Source organism: Nitrosomonas ureae (assembly GCF_900108305.1).
Taxonomy (GTDB): domain Bacteria; phylum Pseudomonadota; class Gammaproteobacteria; order Burkholderiales; family Nitrosomonadaceae; genus Nitrosomonas; species Nitrosomonas ureae_B.
Window position 1 is genome coordinate 28,306 of record NZ_FNUX01000001.1, and the last position, 16,214, is coordinate 44,519.

Annotated in this window: 16 protein-coding genes; 7 read left to right on the top strand and 9 right to left on the bottom strand. The window is 43.6% G+C overall.

Annotated elements, in window-relative coordinates:
• Positions 1-34 precede the first annotated feature (34 nt).
• Together C4S39_RS00125 and C4S39_RS00130 are read right to left on the bottom strand one after the other, a co-directional pair.
• Positions 35-481: a hypothetical protein gene (locus C4S39_RS00125; protein ID WP_103965041.1), complete on the bottom strand. Its 447-nt coding sequence runs from the start codon at positions 479-481 to the stop codon at positions 35-37.
• Between the two features lie 122 nt (positions 482-603).
• Entirely contained in the window at positions 604-1,809 is a 1,206-nt protein-coding gene (locus C4S39_RS00130; RefSeq protein WP_103965042.1) for a porin, read from the bottom strand.
• 668 nt (positions 1,810-2,477) lie between these two features.
• On the opposite strand from C4S39_RS00130, the gene C4S39_RS00135 reads away from it, so the two are divergent.
• Complete coding sequence (locus C4S39_RS00135; protein WP_103965043.1) at positions 2,478-3,467, top strand: L,D-transpeptidase family protein; 990 nt, start codon at positions 2,478-2,480, stop codon at positions 3,465-3,467.
• Between the two features lie 100 nt (positions 3,468-3,567).
• Here C4S39_RS00135 and C4S39_RS00140 read toward each other — a convergent pair whose 3' ends face one another.
• From C4S39_RS00140 to C4S39_RS00155, 4 genes are all read right to left on the bottom strand, one after another.
• On the bottom strand, positions 3,568-3,858 hold the full coding sequence (locus tag C4S39_RS00140; protein WP_103965044.1) for an Lpp/OprI family alanine-zipper lipoprotein: 291 nt from the start codon (positions 3,856-3,858) through the stop codon (positions 3,568-3,570).
• A gap of 271 nt (positions 3,859-4,129) precedes the next feature.
• Positions 4,130-4,636 (bottom strand): L,D-transpeptidase, encoded by a 507-nt coding sequence (locus tag C4S39_RS00145; protein WP_181023705.1) that lies wholly within the window; start codon positions 4,634-4,636, stop codon positions 4,130-4,132.
• 455 nt (positions 4,637-5,091) lie between these two features.
• A protein-coding gene (locus C4S39_RS00150; protein ID WP_374953007.1) for an IS5 family transposase occupies positions 5,092-5,855 on the bottom strand; the annotation gives its coding sequence in 2 pieces (ribosomal slippage) (positions 5,092-5,519 and positions 5,519-5,855; 765 coding nt in all).
• A 121-nt stretch (positions 5,856-5,976) separates the two neighbouring features.
• A complete protein-coding gene (locus C4S39_RS00155; RefSeq protein ID WP_103965045.1) occupies positions 5,977-6,459 on the bottom strand; it encodes a hypothetical protein in 483 nt (160 codons plus the stop codon).
• Positions 6,460-6,698: 239 nt separating this feature from the next.
• Here C4S39_RS00155 and C4S39_RS00160 point away from each other — a divergent pair, with 239 nt between their 5' ends.
• Complete coding sequence (locus C4S39_RS00160) at positions 6,699-7,940, top strand: TraB/GumN family protein (RefSeq protein ID WP_181023706.1); 1,242 nt, start codon at positions 6,699-6,701, stop codon at positions 7,938-7,940.
• 6 nt (positions 7,941-7,946) lie between these two features.
• Positions 7,947-9,803: an ABC transporter ATP-binding protein gene (locus tag C4S39_RS00165; protein ID WP_103965046.1), complete on the top strand. Its 1,857-nt coding sequence runs from the start codon at positions 7,947-7,949 to the stop codon at positions 9,801-9,803.
• Positions 9,804-9,918: 115 nt separating this feature from the next.
• Here C4S39_RS00165 and C4S39_RS00170 read toward each other — a convergent pair whose 3' ends face one another.
• From C4S39_RS00170 to C4S39_RS00180, 3 genes are read right to left on the bottom strand one after another with little or no spacing between them, the layout of a single operon-like run.
• Positions 9,919-10,692: an HvfC family RiPP maturation protein gene (locus C4S39_RS00170; protein ID WP_103965047.1), complete on the bottom strand. Its 774-nt coding sequence runs from the start codon at positions 10,690-10,692 to the stop codon at positions 9,919-9,921.
• Positions 10,670-11,527, bottom strand: a complete 858-nt coding sequence (locus tag C4S39_RS00175; protein WP_103965048.1) for an HvfB family MNIO-type RiPP peptide maturase — start codon at positions 11,525-11,527, stop codon at positions 10,670-10,672. The genes C4S39_RS00170 and C4S39_RS00175 overlap by 23 nt, the downstream gene beginning before the upstream one ends.
• Positions 11,528-11,537: 10 nt before the next feature.
• Complete coding sequence (locus C4S39_RS00180; protein ID WP_103965049.1) at positions 11,538-11,852, bottom strand: hypothetical protein; 315 nt, start codon at positions 11,850-11,852, stop codon at positions 11,538-11,540.
• Between the two features lie 166 nt (positions 11,853-12,018).
• Here C4S39_RS00180 and C4S39_RS00185 point away from each other — a divergent pair, with 166 nt between their 5' ends.
• From C4S39_RS00185 to C4S39_RS00200, 4 genes are all read left to right on the top strand, one after another.
• Positions 12,019-12,744 carry a hypothetical protein gene (locus C4S39_RS00185; protein ID WP_103965050.1) on the top strand — a complete coding sequence of 242 codons (726 nt, stop codon included), beginning with the start codon at positions 12,019-12,021 and terminating at the stop codon, positions 12,742-12,744.
• 105 nt (positions 12,745-12,849) lie between these two features.
• Positions 12,850-14,388: a murein biosynthesis integral membrane protein MurJ gene (murJ, locus tag C4S39_RS00190; protein ID WP_103965051.1), complete on the top strand. Its 1,539-nt coding sequence runs from the start codon at positions 12,850-12,852 to the stop codon at positions 14,386-14,388.
• Between the two features lie 145 nt (positions 14,389-14,533).
• Positions 14,534-15,067 (top strand): SRPBCC family protein, encoded by a 534-nt coding sequence (locus C4S39_RS00195; RefSeq protein WP_308457294.1) that lies wholly within the window; start codon positions 14,534-14,536, stop codon positions 15,065-15,067.
• Positions 15,068-15,134: 67 nt separating this feature from the next.
• Positions 15,135-16,169: a methyltransferase gene (locus C4S39_RS00200; protein WP_103965052.1), complete on the top strand. Its 1,035-nt coding sequence runs from the start codon at positions 15,135-15,137 to the stop codon at positions 16,167-16,169.
• Positions 16,170-16,214 lie beyond the last annotated feature (45 nt).

The following is a 16,214-nucleotide window of genomic DNA, read 5'->3' on the forward strand; positions in this document are numbered from 1 at the left end:
GTTCATCAATGGCTGAATCATTCTCATACACAAGCTATTTTTCTGATTTTTCTTCTGTTTTCTCTAGATGCTTTGTTCCAGCTACTGTCTCTGTACCATCTACATTTGTTGATTCTGCAAGCTCAACTTCATTTACCTGCACATTTGATTTATTTTTGGATATTGGCGCCTCTTTTATCTTGCGAGCTTTAATTTCTCTATTAATCTCATCCAGGAATGCAGCATTATCTTTACGTTGCTTTTCACTTTTATACCATGATGCGCACGTAATAGTACCCATAATTATTAATAAAATGCTCAATACGTCGATGCCATCAAAAAAGATAAATACAATACCTGTTGAAACTGCAAATGCACCTAATATAGCTGTAAACAACCACATTTTTGAACCAGAACCTGCGCCATTGCTTCGTTTACTCCATGATTCAAGATTATCACGTGTTGAAATAAGCTCTTCATCAGTCCATTTTTTCATACTCATATTTGAAGCCTCTCTATAAACATCAATCAATAGTATAGTAGTAATAATTAGAGATTCATTATATTTCTTTCTGGCAATAAAAAAGGCACCAAATGGTGCCTTTTTTACGAGATTAACTTGATTTAGAAGTTGTGTCGCATACCTACAGAATAAGTATTATGATCTCTGAGTGGATTAGCCGCTTTATCATCCACCATACCCCGTTGATAACCACCAAAGAGACTTGAGCGTTTGCTGAGGTTATGTATCAGACCAACGGTAAATGTACTGACTTCATGCTTAAGCGCAGTTGCAGTTGCGTTAGCATCTGACATACCACCTTGAGCAATGATGCTGGTATTACCCCAATCATATTGACCACTGGCGAACCAGAGATGACCATCACCACCTAGATTCATCGCCGAATTACAGTGTGAACGTGAATCGCCAAGACCAGTACCTGGGTTACCTAACGCAGCAGCATTGGAACAGGTTGCTGCTCCTATTGCGTTGCTGATTCTTTCATATTGACCACTAAGTTTAAAGTTTTGAAAACCCCACATTAAACCACCGCGCCATATATGCTCATTATTATGCAACACAGCAGGGTTTAGTGTTTTTTGTCGAGTGCTTAAGTTATCACGGGAATATCCACCGAATGCGCCTAGATTATGACCTGCAACTTGCGCCTCATATTTACCCGCAACTTGGAAGTCCCATTCACCATCTTCACCGCCTGAATTGGATTGGCTTCCTTGGAAAGTATCGGTCGGAGAGATGAAATTTGCCGCATCCAATCGATTAGAATCGCCAGGCATTAATATACCTGCAAAACTGAACCCTTCGACCCGTGGCGAATCGTAACGCACAGCACTGTTCACAAAACTTTGAGCACCAGAACCTAAGCCATTAGCAGAAGCAGTCATGGTACCGCCACTGCCTGCAGCTTGCAGGGTGGTATATGCAAACGGATCAATCGTCATACCACCCGCAAAATCTTTAAATGGAGATTGAACACGGCCAAATTTTACTTCACCCCAGCTATCGTTTGCCAGCGCTACCCAACGTTCCCGTGCGACACCTGTTGCGCCACTGCCGGTATTAAAACCATACTCAACATGCGCCTTTGCTTTCAAACCGCCGCCTAAATTCTCAGTTACATGCATTCCCATTCTTGAACGACCTGCATCATCACCGATAAGAGCCTGACTACTTTGACCGTCTTTATTAACTGTAGCATACTCGGCCTGCACGCTACCGAAAAGTGTTACATTCGTTCCTTGTGCTGACACAACCATCGGGGCTGCAAGTACGCCAGCTACCGCCAGCGATATAAGTTTCTTCTTCATACGGAAGTTCTCCTTTAATGTTAAAACGATTGGGGCCGTCCTTTTTGCCCTACTACACTCCAGTGGAATGCACCCCGCTTGTCCGGACCCCCCGACTCGGAGGGTTTGATTTGATTGTGCCGAACACATAAGCATTCTGCAAGAAAAACGAGCATATTTTATAAATTTAACCCCGTGATGTTGCATTCAAACAACACTCCTGTTGTTTTTCTGACTATAATTCTATTTTTTATATCTTCCACGCTAGCTTACTTCAGGATTAGCTATGCCGTATATGCTTAAAATAATCACTATTCTAAGCATATGCCTGAAAAATACATACTTGATCATTCATTTCCCAAGCCTAAAACGCAACTCGGATTACAAAAACATTTTAAATCAATGCTAACTGCAAAGCTCGGAACTTGTGGATTAGGCCTAAAACTCTATACGTTTATGCGAAATTCCGAGATTGCTTACATGACAAACATTATCAAGTCGAGAAAATCTTATTCTATTATCTATAGAGTCATATAGATAATACATAAAACACTTTGAACGCTTCCATTGTCTGTCAAATTTTGTAAATGCCTTATAGTTACGCTCGTTTTTTTACATTACTGATAAGAAAGTTTCAGTTATCATTTCACTTCTCCCACTAACTTCAATGATGCTGTTATGACACGATCATGAACAAAATTCATCTATTCTTTTTCCCTGCTATAGCCTTTCTTTTTACGATTACGATTGTTCGAGCTGAAACATGGACTCTTCCTCCGCCCGGCATTGATATTTTCGGCCAAATAAAAACTATGCGCGCCAGCAGCTCAGAGACATTACTCGATATCGCCAGACAATACGATATTGGCCAAATAGAAATCTTATTGGCCAATCCCAACGTTGACCGCTGGCTACCTGAAGATGGCGCCGCAGTTATCCTGCCAAGCCGCTATATTATTCCCCAAGCCGAGCGAAAAGGCTTAGTATTAAATTTACCCGAAATGAGAATTTACTATTTCCCTGAGCCTAAAAAAGGGGAAAAACCTACTGTCATTACCCACCCGGTTGGAATCGGCAGGATGGATTGGGTAACACCTTTGGGTATCTCTAGAATAATTGAAAAAAAGAAAGATCCAACTTGGATACCCCCAAAATCGCTTCAAATGGATAGAATTGCAAATGGTGAACCACCCTATCCCAGCATAGTGCCGCCAGGTCCGACTAATCCACTGGGGCGTCATGCAATGAGATTAAGCATTGGTAGCGGTAGTTACCTAATACATGGCACTATCAAACCATTTGGTGTCGGAATGCGTGTTTCGGCTGGGTGTGTTCGCATGTATCCAGAAGATATTGAAGCGCTGTTTGATAAAGTTCCAGTCGGCACGCAAGTGCAAGTGGTCAATCAACCCATTAAACTCGGCTGGTTATTAGATTCACTTTTCATTGAACTTCACCCCCCACTGGAAGAAGACGAATCAAAATATACCAACTACCAGCAAATAGCAATCAATGCAATTAATGATTTTCTCTTGTTAAAGAATAACAAAAGAAATATTCCAGTAGATTTTGAAATCGATCAGGAAACCCTAAAACAAGCCATACTTGAAAAAAGCGGAATTCCTATTTTAATCTCACGCACTCAAGTTCAAATGCATTCACAAAACTTCAACAATTGATTTTACGCCAGCCTAACTAAACACGATTCAACAATTACAAATATACACATAAAAAAACCCCTCTTGAGAGGGGTTTCTGAACACAGGAGCTATTAATCGCTTATTTATGCATCGCTTTCTTAAACATACGATCTATTTTCGATTCCGTATCCATTGAACGTCTGTTTGCTTCGTCTGCAACGCGTAATGCATCATTTGCTTTTGCATTGGCAGCATCCGCAGCCTGCTTGGCTGCAGCTGCGTCAGCTTTTGCTGAAGCAACATCAGCATTATGTTTATTTTGCAACTCTTCTAATTGACCAGTCGTTGCACAACCCGTCAATCCAATAAAAGCACCTACCACCACTGCCAGCGTTAACATACGTACTGGATGCTGAATTTTTTCTTTCATTCCGATCTCCTCAGTTGTTTATTCTATTCAATACGCACAAACATTCACAACTTTACTAGCCGCTGATACCACATAACCAGCAACGCATTGGAATCTTATCCGATTTCTTTCGCAAAATAAATGGATTTTTATGACAAATTTACCAACAGCTTAGCTATAAGCACAACAAGCAACACACTAAGCACATAATATAATTATATATTCCGCACAGACACAAGCTTAAGAAATTAACAACAAAGTCATACAAATCATATGGATGATGGAATTACTGCTAGCGAATGTTCACCCATATACCCGGTTTAATCCACTTACCCAGCTGATCTATTTGCTCATTTGTCAGCGCAACACAACCATTCGTCCAGTTGTATTTATGATGAATTTCTTGATCGCCTCTTCCAATACCATGTATTCCGATATGTCCCCCAAGTAACGTATCCTGCGGAGGTGTTCGTCCTCCATTTTTTGCTTGCTTGATTGACAACCAGGTTTCTTCATCAATCCTGTTTTCTTCCAATGCACGTTTCGCCGTGTCAAGATTGGGATAATCAAGACCAAAGAAACGATAATAACGGCTTTTTTCATTAACCCAGCCAACTTTAAATCTACCCAGAGGCGTCTTGTCATCTTTTGTCACTTTAGACCAAGTCGTGCCATAACGGCCAATGGCGACATTCTCAAAAACCGCTTGAACGGTATCACCCTGCATCACTGACAATGTCTGCTCAACCGTATCTACATCTATCCATATTCCATTATCAGCTCGAGCAACATTTTGCATAATTGAAAAGCCAAACAATCCAATTAGCAAAATTTTCAAATAATCTTTAAAAAAAATTAACCAAATCACTTTTCAAGCCCATTAGTCAGTTGAAATGATTAATTATGTCATAATTCCATTTTCTGGAAACTCACATTATAAGTGCGTATGTGTTCGCTATTCTTGCTCACGCTGAATAATTGATACTGACCAATCATGCATTCGTAAATAATGAATTCTGCGGCGCCCCATATGCGCACACCATTCCGCGTTTCGATCCGCTTGGCTTAGTAGGAAACACATCACTAGCAATGATCGACAGCTCACACTGGAACACTGCAAGGCAATGCTTATCACCACAGCATAAGGATTGATAATTCCTCACTTTAAATCTAAAAAATTCCAGAAAAAACTGATAAATATTGCGAAAATACTTGAACTGGCCCGGACTTTATCTAAGGCTCTAAGGCGTGTGGTCAATTAAGCCAAATGATAGCTACAGCGAGATGGATGCCGCCGAGGAAAGTTGAAGCACGTTTATCGTACCGAGTTGCAATGGCACGGTATTGCTTGAGTTTTGCAAAGAAATTTTCGATCAAATGCCGTGCTTTATACATTTCCTCATCGTATTCGCGTGGTTCCTTACGGTTTGACTTTGGTGGTATGACGGCCCGAACCCCGGCGTTCTTTAACAGATCAAGAACCCGTTCCGCCGCATCATACGCTTTATCGGCCAGAAAAGATTCTATACACGTCAGAATGTCCGGCAATAAAACATCCGTACCTTGAAGATCATGGGCTTGCCCCGGTGTAAGATGAAAACCGGTCGGGTTGCCAAGAGCATCACAGGTTACGTGTATTTTTGTGCTCAGTCCGCCTTTGCTGCGCCCAATGCACTCCGTTTCCCTGTTCCCCCTTTTGCCCCGGCAGCATGCTGATGTGCGCGGATGATTGTACTATCGATCATCGCATACTCATTATCAGCATCTTTGGCCAAATACGTGAAAACCCTTTCCCATACGCCGCTTTCCGACCAGCGGCGATGACGGCGGGCTATGTTGTTCCAATCTCCAAAACGCTCCGGCAGATCACGCCATGGTATCCCAGCACGGTAGCGGTACAAAACAGCTTCAACAAATAGCCTGTTATCCTTGGCTGTTACACCAACTGTTTGCTTGCGGCCCGGTAACAAGTGCTCGATCCGTTGCCATTGATCGTCCCGTAATCCATAGCGCTTCACCATTTATAGCCTCCTCTTACTGTTTATAAACAGTAAATCACAATCTGATTCTCAGGGAAACTATATACAATTTAATTGTCCACACGCCCTAGCTCCTGCAAAAAATACATCGATGTCAATCTCAAGCTATTATTTTATATACAAACTCTTCACTTTCTGATGCCGCGTTGACAGCAACCGGATTGGATATAAATGTTTCTACCAGATCTGGATCAAACTCTGGAGGTTTCTCAGCAGGAGGGATTACACCCGAACACTGCTTGATAACCGCCCATTGTTGTATTGCATCATACTCACTTTTAAGTTGCGCATATTCAGCTTCTTGCTCTTTGGTTTCCGCTAGCGCAAATAACGCTGTCCATGAAAGCGATAAATCCGCATCCAGGGCCAACTTATCATCGGTCGGCGCATTGCCACTTGACTTATCTGTTAAATGACTGACTCTAGATTGAATTCGCTCAATCTCAGCCAACAGCTCAGCACAGCTATAAGTTTGAAATTGTGCGGGCGATATATAAGGCGCATTATATTTTTCTGATGAAGATGCACAACCAGACAACATAATAGCTACGGCAAAAAGAACAGCAGCAATAAGTTTCTTCATGATAATTACTTTTCCCTCGAATATATTTATGCTTGCAAATAACTATCACGCAACCATCTATTTTTATGAATTGTACACCGATACTATAACTCTTTACATCTGCCAGTGTGCTTATGCTCAATCGTTCATTCTTACCTCAATGTTAATTCATTCTAGCTATCATCGCGATAACTACTGTACCGTTATGCAATACTGGTATCATCCGCCATTCCTTTATGATTTATTTTACCCAATAACCCATGATCAATATCGAAGAACAAACCGCTGAAACATCCGGCATATCCAGCACTCACGCCGAGCCGATCAGAACTGTTAAAGTAAATAACTGCTGCATCACATTATTGGGAACTGCGCATGTCTCAAAAGCGAGCGCAGACAAAGTACAAGAGTTAATAGCCACGGGAAATTATGATGCAGTAGCGGTTGAATTGTGTCCGAGTCGACACAAAGTTATCGTCAATCCTGACGCTATGGCTAAAATGGATCTTTTCCAAGTAATCAAAAAAGGTCAAGCCAGCATGGTTGCTGCAAGTCTAGCATTAGGTGCCTTCCAGCAACGCATGGCAGAGCAGTTCGGTATTGAACCGGGAGCCGAAATGCGTGTGGCCATCAGAGATGCGCAAGCTGTTAAGTTACCGGTTTTGCTGATAGATCGAGAGATTGGCACAACGATGAAACGGATTTATCATAGTGTTCCTTGGTGGAAACGCATGAATCTGTTCGCCGGTTTAATTGCAAGTGTAATCAGCAAAGAAAAATTCAGCGCCGAGGAAATTGAGAAGCTTAAGGAAGGGGATGTTCTGGAAAGCTCTTTCTCGCAGTTTGCCGAAAATGAAAAAGATTTATTCCACCCCCTCATCAGTGAACGGGATGAATACATGTCCGCCCGTCTTCTCAGAGAAAGCAAAGAAAACAACTATCAGCATATCCTGGCGGTGATTGGCGCCGGTCATTTGAATGGCATGGCGCAACAACTTGAGGCACAAAGCATCACAAATCCGAATGAACGAATTGTGCAATTGGATACTATTCCTCCTACCTCTCAATGGCTCAAATTTATTCCATGGCTGGTTGTTGCACTTATTCTCACAGGGTTTGTTATTGGCTTTATGCGCAGTCCAGAACTGGGAACAGCCATGGTCATTGATTGGATACTGATCAATGGCGGGCTTTCGGCATTGGGTGCAGCGATAGCTTTCGCGCATCCACTCTCAATTCTGGCCGCTTTTCTGGCGGCCCCGTTAACATCACTCAATCCAACCATTGGTGCGGGCATGGTAGTAGCCGCCGTAGAAACTTATTTGCGCAAGCCGGAAGTAGGCGATTTTAACCGGCTCAGAACTGACACAACCACTCTAAAAGGATGGTGGAACAATCAGGTTACACGCATCTTATTGATTTTTATTTTTTCTACACTTGGTTCCGCGATTGGCACGTATGTCGCTGGATTCAGAATTTTCGAGCAACTTAGCTCAAGTTAGACAGTTATGTTCGGCTTCTTCGAGCGCCTGATCAATCCTTACCCTCCGGAACACCCTATTGAACCACCGCAGGGGTTGTACCAGTTTTGCCGCCATTACACTCAGGGTATCGAGCCTTATCTTATATTGCTAGCAATTCTGACTACCTGCCTTGCGATCAGCGAAGCCATGCTCTACAGCGTTCTAGGGCAAATGGTCGATTGGCTGGCGGAAAAGAGAACGGGAAGCTTTCTGGAAGAAGAATGGCCAACCTTGCTCGGCATGTCGGTTTTCATACTGATAGTAATACCGTTATTGGTATTGTTACATTCATTGGTCATCCACCAAACATTGATGGGCAATTTTCCCATGCGTGTGCGCTGGATGTCGCACCGTTATCTGCTGAATCAAAGCTATGCATTTTTTCAGCACGAATTCAGCGGCCGCATCGCTACCAAAGTCATGCAAACCGCATTATCCGTCCGTGAAACAGTACTCAAGCTGATTGATGTCATGCTGTTTGTCTCGGTTTACTTGACCACCACCTTATTCCTGGTTATCAATGCAGATCCGGTTTTATGTTTACCATTGCTGGTGTGGCTTGTTTTATATATTGTTATTCTGTCCTATTTTGTTCCTCGATTGAAACGTATATCCACCTTGCAAGCCGACGCGCGCGCGCTCATGACCGGACGTATTGTTGACAGCTACACCAACATACTGACATTGAAGCTGTTTTCACGGAGCCAACGGGAATCGGCATACGCTCAGGCAGGCATGGAAGAATTCATGGCAACCGTACACCCCCAAATGCGCTTATCGACAGGTCTAAATTTCTGTGTTTGGGTTATCAATATGATGATGGTATTCACAACCGGTGCATTAGGTTTAACAATCTGGTTACAGGGTGATATCGGGCCAGGCGCCATAGCCATCGTCATGAGTCTCGCTATTCGACTAACCGGCATGTCACATTGGATTATGTGGGAAGTCAACACGCTATTCGAGAACATGGGTGCCGTCCAAGATGGTATCAACACGATTTCCAGACCACAACTTGTCACTGATATACCCAATGCCATGGAATTACAGGTGCATCAAGGCACCATTCATTTCAGTCATGTTTCCTTTTCCTATCACTCTGAACATCAAGAATCCATGAACATTTTCGATGATCTCAGCTTGCACATTGCAGCCGGTGAGAAAGTAGGCATTGTGGGTCGATCAGGTTCTGGTAAATCGACCTTCGTTAATTTGCTATTGCGATTCTACGATGTTCAACGTGGCAACGTCACCATCGACAAACAGGATATCCGCACAGTAACACAGGATAGCCTGCGAGCTAATATTGCCATGGTGACTCAGGATACTTCCCTACTGCATCGATCGGTACGTGACAATATTTTGTTTGGCAGGCCGGATGCTACCGAAGAACAAATGATTACAGCCGCTAAACAAGCTCAGGCGCACGAATTTATTCAATCACTGAGAGATATCAGAAACCGGACGGGTTATGACGCCCATGTCGGTGAACGTGGCATCACGCTATCTGGCGGTCAGCGACAACGCATCGCCATCGCTCGCGTACTGTTAAAAAATGCACCTATTTTGGTACTCGACGAAGCTACTTCCGCACTGGATTCCGAAGTCGAGGCCAGCATTCAGCAAAGCCTCTATCAACTGATGGAAGGAAAAACGGTGATCGCGATCGCGCACCGGCTCTCAACGATTGCTGCAATGGATCGACTCATTGTCTTTGATAAAGGCCGCATCGTTGAACAAGGCAGTCACGCCAGACTCATTGCCAACAATCAACTTTATGCGCAATTATGGAATCATCAGTCAGGTGGATTCCTCGGATTACTGGAAGATGATCTACCTTAGCTCAATCGATATCAAATACAATCCGCATAACTGTATTAAATTGTACTCTTGATGCTACGATTTGCTTATGTATATGCCTGCAAACGTCGAGTGTAGAATAATTCGCTTGAGTGTATCAGGAACCTAGAATCACCTGACGCTTCCGTAGATCATCCAACACTTCCATTCCGCCGCGGATAACGATATCGGGTTGCACATGATTCAGCTCAATGGCTATTTGTTGCAGCAATATCCGTACAGATTTATGCTCATTGCTGCTGATCAACTGCAACAAACGTGCTGTCACTAAGTTAATTTCCATGAAATGTACCTCAAAACCGGCATCTCGATAAACAATCAAATGTGTTTGCATTGCTCCGGGTACATGGGGTTGAAAATCCGGATTGATTTTGTGCACCGGAAAGTGATAATTCAATGGCCAGGCTAACGGAGAAATCGCCGGAATGGCATCAAGAAATTCGCTTTCTGGAATTGTTTTTTCTTCTCCTGCCTGTTCATCCAATATTGAAAGCGCTAATTCAACCCACTCATAATGAGCCAATTCCAGAATGAAGGGTGGGTCGTCTGGCTGCGCCATGCGTTCCTGTTCCAGGTATTTAAGAAATTCTCGCGGCATCTCCGGAAACAATGGCGTATGCGACAAGTGATTGGCGAAATAATCCCGGATCATTGCATGCCATTGTTTATCCGGAATGATTTGACGTAATACCGGGAAGCTGTTGGCGATAAAACTCTCTACGTTGTTATAGAACAGTTCACAGTATATTTTCATGCGCCGTTCTTCGACTGCTTCAGGGCACGGATTGCTTTCCGGATTGCGGATATGCGCCGCAAAAACGTATTGCTGCCGCATAAACTCAGGATAATCAACCGTGTTGTAGATAGTCACTGGATCGCGCCGACCATTTTGACTGTAATGAGTGGATAATATCCACTTCTTGCAACAATTCTGCCAGCGGTGGCAGATTAAAATCCCGCTCCAGCAAAGTAGGAATGACGCCAAAATGCTGATAGGCTTTCTCGAGTAACCGCCAGACCGGATCGATCACATCCGCGCCATGCGTATCGACAATCAGGTCTTCCGCCTCCTGATAATGCCCGGCAACATGAATATAACGGATGCGCTCAGTTGGTAATGCCCGCAAAAACGCTTCGGCATCGTAACGATGATTGATGCTATTGACATAAATATTATTCACATCAAGCAATAGATCGCAATCGGCCTCCTGCAGCACGGCATTCAAGAAATCAATCTCTTCCATCCGTTTACCGGGCGCCGCGTAGTAGGAAACATTTTCCACTGCAATGCGCTGCTCAAGAATGTTTTGTACATAACGGATACGGCCCGCTACATAATGCACCGCTTCCTCGGTAAAAGGTATCGGCATCAAATCATACAGATGCCCGTCGTCACTACAATAACTAAGATGTTCGCTGTAATAACGGATACGGTGCTCTTTAAAGAATCTTTTCAAACGCTGCAGAAAAGCTTCATCCAATGGTAACGGCCCACCGATTGAAAGTGATAATCCATGGCAGATAAAAGGAAATTTCTCAGTCAGTTCGTGCAGCTTCTTCCCGTAGCGTCCGCCGACACTTATCCAATTTTCTGGCGCAACCTCCCAGAAATCCACCTGATGTGGAGTTTGATCTGCCAGCGAATCTGTCATCGATCGCCGCAGACCAAGACCTACGCCATGAACAGGATAAAGATTTCCGCTCATGGATTCAACTTCACTTACCTTCTTGCTCAGCTTTCTTATCGCCGTCTTTACCTTCCGTATCTTGCTTCATTTCTTTCTTGCTGCCACATTTACCTTCGCCACACTTTCCCTCCATATCCTTTTTCATTTCACCCTTGCTGTCAGCCTTTCCTTCTTGCCCAGCTTTCTTTGCACTGTCTCCATATGCCAGCATATAACCACTGGAAAGCTCACTTATTGCGAACGGATTAGCATGCGTCTCAGCAGTCAGGTTGGTTGTTGCCAAACTGGTGACTAATGCTGCACCTAAAGCAATTGAAACAGGTTTAATGATTTTTTTAGACATTGTTTTCTCCTCATAAAAAGACAAATAAGATTGGATCATAATAATAACCGCAAATTGTTAAACAATTGCTGATTTCTTTGTTGCTTTTTTTGCTTGCGGCTCTCTGTTAAACTCAGCGCTTCAATAAATACTATAAGAATATGCTTGACAATCTAAGGAGATTTGAATGTTTAACAAACCCAACCAGATGATTTTTTACATCAATGTATTGATCATTGTTTTTGGTGCGTTGGTTGCACTGTTTACCCCATTTTTCGTTGTTGGATTAATTTTTGCGCTTTGTGCAGCGCTGCTAATTTTTGATCAATTCAGACAAAACAAATCTGCTTTTACCATTTCAGATTTAAAAAAAATATTAACTGTTCATGATGATGGCGGCAATAAAGCAACATTGACACAAACCCAAAAGACAACCGCATGTCATGTCGACAATTCAGAATACTGGTTTAAAAATATCCGCGCCATTGGGAGTATCAGTCATTTCAGAATCAACGATGAACAACCGGATAACCAACAAAAAGAAAACGGGAACTATCATGTATGCATGAGAATTCCACCCGAATTGAAATTAATCAATGGCTCCGATCTGACACTAATCTGCGAATATCAAGATGCTTTTACACAAAGCGAGGGTACGCTTTCGCATGTGATTGATGATGACACACAACATCTGCACATGACAGTACAACTGCCTGAAGGTCGCGCAGTTTCTACTGCCCGTTTTTTCTGTAAGCATGATGGCAAAGAGGAAGCTTTATTGCCTCCGGTTATAACGGGGCAAACAAAAATTGCAGCTGACGTTAAGAACCCTAAATTGGGCACGGAATACTGCTTACAATGGAATTGGGCCGAACCCGGTTTGTTAAAGAAATTAGGCGGTTTTTTTAAATAGTTGCTCTCGTTAATAAACTTAACAATTAATAGAATTTAGATAATACAAATTTAATGATACTGTGCGCCTTCTTTCCCGCTGTCGAAACAAGAACCAAATACCCCATTGAATTTACTTAAAGCTCTCGCTGCGGTCAGTAGCATGACCTTCGTATCGCGCATTCTCGGTTTTGTGCGCGACATCATGATTGCTCGGATTTTTGGAGCTGGAATGGCAACAGATGCTTTCTTTGTCGCCTTCCGGATTCCTAACCTGTTAAGGCGATTATTTGCCGAAGGCGCATTTTCCCAAGCGTTCGTTCCAATCCTTGCGGAATACAAGAACACCCGAACACCCGAAGAAACTCGCGAGTTGATTGATCATATCACCATGCTTTTGGGCATCACGCTGTTTGTTGTCACGCTGATAGGGATCGCGGCAGCGCCATTCATCATCTATGTCAGCGCACCAGGGTTTTCTACTGACCCGGAGAAATTCAATCTAACCGTTGAATTACTGCAAATCACATTTCCTTACATTTTATTTATTTCCCTGGTCGCGTTAGCAGGTGGCATACTCAATACTTATGGCAGGTTTAATGTACCTGCGATCACACCCGCATTATTAAATTTGTCATTTATCGGATGCGCATTGTGGCTCGCGCCGCTTATCGATCCACCGGTTCTTGCACTAGCCTGGGCGGTTTTTATTGGTGGCGCCCTACAACTCATATTCCAGATACCATTCCTGTTGCGCCTCAAATTACTACCACGCATCCGTTTCCAGAGCCGGGATACGGGTGCCTGGCGTGTAATAAAGCTCATGGGGCCCGCAGTTTTCGGTGTATCGGTCAGCCAAATCAGTCTTCTGATCAATACTATATTTGCTTCTTTACTGATTACAGGCAGCGTATCCTGGCTTTATTATGCCGATCGCTTAATGGAATTCCCCGCTGGCCTGTTAGGCGTCGCTTTAGGTACCATTCTGCTGCCATCCTTGGCGCGGCATTACAATAACAATAGCACAGAAGAATATTCCCGTTTGCTTGATTGGGGCTTAAGGATGACGATGCTCCTGACCTTGCCTGCGGCACTGGCACTGGCATTACTGGCAACACCTTTAATTACAACACTTTTTTATCATGGCGCCTTTACTGAACACGATGTATGGATGACACGTGAAGCATTAATTGCCTACAGCATTGGATTACTCGGATTAATTCTGGTCAAGGTCCTCGCACCAGGATTTTATGCGCGCCAGAACATCAAAACACCTGTAAAAATCGCCGTTATCACGCTGATTGCCACACAACTGATGAATCTTGCCTTTATCATCCCATTCAAACATGCCGGGCTTGCATTAGCCATTGGGCTGGGCGCTTGCATTAATGCGGGCCTTCTGTACTATAAATTATGCAGCCACAAAATCTATCAGCCGCAACCCGGATGGCGTAATTTCTTTCTAAAAATATTGATTGCCCTGGCAAGTATGGGAGTTATTTTATGGTTTATGGCGGGCACCGACGCTTCCTGGTTTACAGATTCTACAACGGTCCGCATCGCCCGGTTAAGCGGGGTAATAATTATGGGTGCTTCAAGCTACTTTGCCGTTTTGTGGTTGTTGGGGTTCCGCATAAAAGATTTTACAAAACAACAAGCTATATAATACTCCACATCCTTGCTCATATAAACATCACATCACTGACGCGAAAACAAATTTCTTGTTATTTTTCGCCATATTGATATAACTCTTGAAATTAAAACCTTATTCGTTTAACGTCTAAGCTAATCATGATCAATGGCATGATTGGATGTTTATTAGCCAACAAGGACCCAGCGATATGTTTAATTTAGGTTCCATGCTCAATTTGGGCTCCACCGACCCCGTCGTGGGCAGAGCCCATATCATAGTAGAGTATCCAGCCATCGCACTTTTCCAGTATGTCGCGGATGGTCTGTTTGAGAATTATCCGCTATGGTCTCCCGAAGTTAAAGAGCTTGAAAAAATTACCCCTGGTCCGGTACAACTGGGAACTGAGGGACGACAAGTGCGTGTTGATCAGGGACGTCGCTCAGAATCCAGATTCAAGGTTTCCACTTATGAGCCAGGTACACGTCTAACACTTCTCGGGATATCCGATCCATTCCGCTGCACGTATGAATTACAAGCCATCCATCCTGAGCGCTCTACTAAACTGACATTTTCTTTTGAACTGCTTGAAATTTTACCGATTATGCGCCCCGTTGAAGGACTCGTCCGTGCTGCCATCAGGGATGGCGCCGAACGTACGGTACGAAACATCAAGCGTTTGACCGAGACGGAGAAATCCAAGCACACTTCTTGACTTGAATCGCCTCAAATCATGCGGCATGACAGCCGGAGCATCTAATAAACAAAAAAGGAGGATTTTGATGGTACAAGACGCTTTTTCCAACAACCCGATACCGCGAGTTGATGATCGTCCGTTATGGGACGTGGTCTTTGCAATTTATGGTTATCCTGCATTATTACTGGCACATCGGCTAAAAATATTTCCTCTGCTGGCGGATGGTCCGCTCGCATTAGCAGATATTTGCAATGCACTAGACATCAAGCAACGGCCAGCAGAAGCAATTCTGACTGTAGCCACCTCATTGGGTTTCTTGTCGTTACAGGAAGGGCGTTATTCTCTGACTGCGGTAACCGAAGAATATTTGCTGGAAACAAGCCCGAATTACTTCGGCTTTTTTTGGGATATGATGATCGATAACTATCAAGTATCTTCTTTTCCTACACTGGAAAAAGCAATTCTTACGGATTCCCCTCAGGTATATGGCGGCGGTGATATTTTTAAATCTCATGAAGAACAGATCGAATTACTACACCGCTTCACACGTGGGATGCACAGCATCAGCATAACGTCAGCATTCGTTTGGCCTGAGGTCATGGATTTTTCCCAGCATCGTGTGATGCTCGATGTGGCAGGAGGCTCAGCCGCTCACTCGATTGGCGCGGCATCAAAGTTGCCGAATCTGAAAGTTATATTTCTGGATTTTCCTCAGGTATGCGAGATAGCTCAGGAATATATTAATCAGTATGGCCTGCAGGAGCGAATTAAAACACAAGCAATCAATATTTGGAGTGACCATTGGCCGACGGCTGATCTGCATTTCTTCTCAGATGTCTATCACCACTGGATGCCGGAAAAGTCTCATTTTCTAACAGCAAAAAGCTTCAACAGCCTTGAATCCGGAGGACACATCGTGATCCATGAAATGCTCTATAACGATCAGAAAACTGGTCCTTTTGCATCCGCGGCTTTCAGTATGATAATGATGGGCTGGACTGAAGGCAAGCAGTACTCCGGCCTGGAGTTATCAACGATGCTGAAGGAGATTGGTTTCGAGGACATTCAAATCCACAAAGCCTTTGGTTACTATAGTATCGTAGTCGGCCGCAAGCCTTAAACTTAAATTGCGCCTATTTCACGCTTGATCTCTAATGCCATTAGG

Excerpts from the sequence above, each read along its gene's own strand:
- C4S39_RS00195 (WP_308457294.1), top strand. The coding sequence starts at position 14,534 with ATGTTTATTAGCCAACAAGGACCCAGCGATATGTTTAATTTAGGTTCC.
- C4S39_RS00185 (WP_103965050.1), top strand. The coding sequence starts at position 12,019 with ATGTTTAACAAACCCAACCAGATGATTTTTTACATCAATGTATTGATC.
- C4S39_RS00165 (WP_103965046.1), top strand. The coding sequence starts at position 7,947 with ATGTTCGGCTTCTTCGAGCGCCTGATCAATCCTTACCCTCCGGAACAC.
- C4S39_RS00135 (WP_103965043.1), top strand. The coding sequence starts at position 2,478 with ATGAACAAAATTCATCTATTCTTTTTCCCTGCTATAGCCTTTCTTTTT.
- C4S39_RS00140 (WP_103965044.1), bottom strand. The coding sequence starts at position 3,858 with ATGAAAGAAAAAATTCAGCATCCAGTACGTATGTTAACGCTGGCAGTG.
- C4S39_RS00160 (WP_181023706.1), top strand. The coding sequence starts at position 6,699 with ATGATCAATATCGAAGAACAAACCGCTGAAACATCCGGCATATCCAGC.
- C4S39_RS00180 (WP_103965049.1), bottom strand. The coding sequence starts at position 11,852 with ATGTCTAAAAAAATCATTAAACCTGTTTCAATTGCTTTAGGTGCAGCA.
- C4S39_RS00200 (WP_103965052.1), top strand. The coding sequence starts at position 15,135 with ATGGTACAAGACGCTTTTTCCAACAACCCGATACCGCGAGTTGATGAT.
- C4S39_RS00145 (WP_181023705.1), bottom strand. The coding sequence starts at position 4,636 with ATGCAAAATGTTGCTCGAGCTGATAATGGAATATGGATAGATGTAGAT.
- C4S39_RS00155 (WP_103965045.1), bottom strand. The coding sequence starts at position 6,459 with ATGAAGAAACTTATTGCTGCTGTTCTTTTTGCCGTAGCTATTATGTTG.
- C4S39_RS00130 (WP_103965042.1), bottom strand. The coding sequence starts at position 1,809 with ATGAAGAAGAAACTTATATCGCTGGCGGTAGCTGGCGTACTTGCAGCC.
- C4S39_RS00125 (WP_103965041.1), bottom strand. The coding sequence starts at position 481 with ATGAGTATGAAAAAATGGACTGATGAAGAGCTTATTTCAACACGTGAT.
- C4S39_RS00175 (WP_103965048.1), bottom strand. The coding sequence starts at position 11,527 with ATGAGCGGAAATCTTTATCCTGTTCATGGCGTAGGTCTTGGTCTGCGG.